Annotated in this window: 3 protein-coding genes; 2 read left to right on the top strand and 1 reads right to left on the bottom strand. The window is 59.9% G+C overall.

What is annotated here, in order from left to right:
• The first annotated feature begins 244 nt into the window (after positions 1 to 244).
• Both FNJ47_RS45290 and FNJ47_RS45285 read left to right on the top strand, forming a co-directional pair.
• Positions 245 to 871 (top strand): shikimate kinase, encoded by a 627-nt coding sequence (locus FNJ47_RS45290; protein WP_236000562.1) that lies wholly within the window; start codon positions 245 to 247, stop codon positions 869 to 871.
• On the top strand, positions 868 to 1284 hold the full coding sequence (locus FNJ47_RS45285) for a hypothetical protein (RefSeq protein ID WP_163163167.1): 417 nt from the start codon (positions 868 to 870) through the stop codon (positions 1282 to 1284). The genes FNJ47_RS45290 and FNJ47_RS45285 overlap by 4 nt, the downstream gene beginning before the upstream one ends.
• 354 nt (positions 1285 to 1638) lie before the next feature.
• On the opposite strand, the gene FNJ47_RS45280 is transcribed toward FNJ47_RS45285, so the two are convergent.
• The coding region (locus FNJ47_RS45280) for a hypothetical protein (RefSeq protein WP_163163165.1) at positions 1639 to 3102 on the bottom strand (1464 nt) is incomplete at its 5' end.

Here is a 3102-nt window from a genome sequence, read left to right as displayed (position 1 = left end):
GTGCGCTCGAGGAGCTCGCCATAGGGTCGTCTGGGAAACTAGGGAAGGGGCCGGCATGGTCGTTTTCCAGAATTATACTCAGTCTGCGGAGTGAGTATAAGAGGCGTGGAACCCACTGTTCAGCGATTTATACTCACTTTGCAGAATGAGTATAAGGACGGTTAACCGTGGTTCCGCGTGTAGTTCGGGCCAGCCTGACTCGCCGGCGGCAAGTGCTTCCCCGAAGCGCACGGCGCACTTCGCGATGACAAGGGAGATTCGTGGTGCCCTCGGCGCGCGACCGACCGTGCTCGTCGGCATGATGGGAGCAGGGAAATCCAGTCTTGGCCGTGCGCTCGCCAGGCGATTGGAGTCGAGGTTTATCGATTCCGACAAGGAGATCGAGGCAAAGACCGGCAAGTCCATAATCCGAATCTTCGCTGAGGACGGCGAGGCGCATTTCAGGAATCTTGAGGCGAATGAGATCAAGCGCGCGCTCGAGCAAGGGCCCGCCGTGCTCTCGACCGGTGGCGGAGCATTCATGATCGATGACGTCCGGCATCATATCGGCCGGAAAGCGGTTTCGATCTGGCTCAATACCAACGAGGACGTGATCAGGCCGAACCTGAAGCACAACACCAAGTGTCCCAAGCTGCGAACCTCCGATCAAGACCAGACCATCTCGGACCTGATGCAGGCGCACAATTCTATCTATCGGCTTGCCAATCTCACGATCGCCCCGCAGCACCGGCGGGATCTCAAGAGTGCGGATGCTTGCATGACGGCGCTACACGCCTATCTGTGCGACGCAGGGCAGGGGACTGGGCAGGCCGGCTTGTTCCAGGAGCTTCCTGATGCGCCGGGCTCTCAAAATGCGGAGCCCCGAGTATGATCGTGGAGCAGGTACAGGCCGCCGCCGCCTCATCATCAGCGAGGATTCAATCGTCAGGCATCCACGCCAGCCCCGAGGCTCCGGTTGATCTGCCCTCCACATCGCACGTGCTGCATGATGCGACTTTATCGCCGCCCTCGACCAAAGTTCCGGATGCTCGCAGGCAGGCCTTGGAGTCCACGGCCTCGCTGCGGGGACGCAGGCTCGTGCTCGGCACCCAGGAATGGCTGGGCGACGGGCATATAACGGCGGATTATGCGTTGCTGGAGCAAGAACTGCAGAGGGCGAACCTTGGTCTGGCAACGCAGATCCGGCTCGTGCCGCCGGCGCCAGTTCAACTGTTGCGGTTGGCGAGGAACAGGAACGACGTCGAAGAAACGCTCGGGGGGAATCGTCCGGGACCACAATGGTAACGAGGCGAATTTTTTGTTGCTGCCGGTGAACGATGGCGAAGCTGGTCAGGAAGGCTCCCATTGGTCCCTATCAGCGTCGCTGCGGTCTGTCAGTCGCCTTGTCGTTCTTCAGGACGTCAAGGTCGAAATCCTTGGGTATGCGATGCGACTTCAAGCGTCGGGCTCGATTCACCCGTTGAGCTATGGCGAGGGCATTGAGACGTTGCGCCGGGCGAACTCCATGGGAGCGCGGCCCCAGTCCACATGCTGCCCATGATATTCGTCAATATACGTGCGCCAGCGAGCCGCCTCTCGGAAGGGGAGGCCGTGCAGTCTTATGAAGGCGCCATGCATATCTGCTCTGACCGCGACTTGTCAGGCTCTGCGAAGAAACACCTCGTGCTCCAGGCCTGGCGGTCCAATGCTGGCTATGTAGTCCAATCCGCGGATGGTCAATGTTGTGTCCGGCCGAATTTCGTTCGGGAGCACACCGTGTAGCCGCATTCCTTCCTTGAAGTCTTCGCTCGCCCACTGCTCACCATGCTCCCATCCTTGCGGAAGATACAACTCGAGTGCTGGCACCATAGGTTGCGATTGCGCCGGCTGGAACGCCGCGTCGGCCGTTGAATTCTCAAGATCCCATGATGGCATCGAACTTGGCTGATTGACGCTGTCCGCCGGCGAATGGCCAGCGAACGCGAACATCTGCAGAAGCTCGGCAGTATCCAGGCTTTGGGTCGGCAGCCGCCCGGCTTGCTCGGCCTCGAGCCAAATGCTGTCGGGATCGACGTTCTGGTGCAGCGAGGGAACGGTCGCGCCGGGCTGATTGACGCTGTCCGTCGGCGAATGGCCGCCTGAAGCGACCATCTCCAGGAGCTTCGCCGTATCCAGACTCTCAGTGGGCAACAAGCCAGCCTGCTCCGCGCCCGACCAGATGTCCCCAGGATCGACAGCGTCCGACAGCCGGGGACCAACCGGATCCGGCTGAGTGACTTCGTCTTCTGGCGAATGGCCGGGAGAAGCGAGCATCCCCATAAGCTCTGCGGTATCGAGACTTTCGGTTGGCAGCTGATCAACCGGAGCCATATCGTCCTGACGCTCCGCCAAATTGTCGATCGTCTGCGAGAATGTCGGTTCGTCATCCAGGAGCCGCCGAAGCTCCTCCGGGCCGACACTTAAGATCGGCGAGCAGGCCAGAACATCATCTGCCAGCGCAGCTCCGTCCGCACCGGAAGTGCGCTCGGCATTGCGGTATTCACGGATCATGCCGAGCCCGCGGATGAGGCTCTTATTGCTCGGAAACAGCTTATTTGCAAGCTCGAGGAGTGCGATGTGGCCTAGCTGATCAATCTCGAGGCCGCGGGCGGCGAGGGCCCCTGCAAACTTAAGGAGATTCTTGACGGAGGCTTCGACGGCTTTCCTGGGGCGTTTACTGACGGCAGCCGCGTCCTCGATGAGACTCTTGTCTTTCGCGGAGGGAGGATAATCGAGTGGGGTGCGCCTTTCCAGGATAGCTGGGTCACGATACTCGAGAAGCACCTCAAGCGCGGAGCTTATCTGCTTGTCGCCCTCGTGTGCTGCCTTGGCATGCGCAAGAAGCGCATGATGATCCAGCGCTGCAATTGTCAGTCCGCGGGCTTTTAGAGATTTCGCCAGCCTGTGAAAAGCCTTGTAATATGTCTCGATTCTGTTGGGTATCCACGTCCGACGCGCGGCAGCTGCCTGGACGGCGCCGTCGATCAGGCTTTCATCCTCTTCGGAGAGAAAGTCTTGCCGCACTTGATCAGGATCACGATACTTTCGCAGCGCGCTCAATGCCGAAAGCAAATTGGCGGGCTC

Source organism: Bradyrhizobium uaiense, from assembly GCF_010811875.1.
Classification (GTDB): Bacteria; Pseudomonadota; Alphaproteobacteria; order Rhizobiales; family Xanthobacteraceae; genus Bradyrhizobium; species Bradyrhizobium uaiense.
This window is presented reverse-complemented; position numbering and strand designations above follow the sequence as displayed.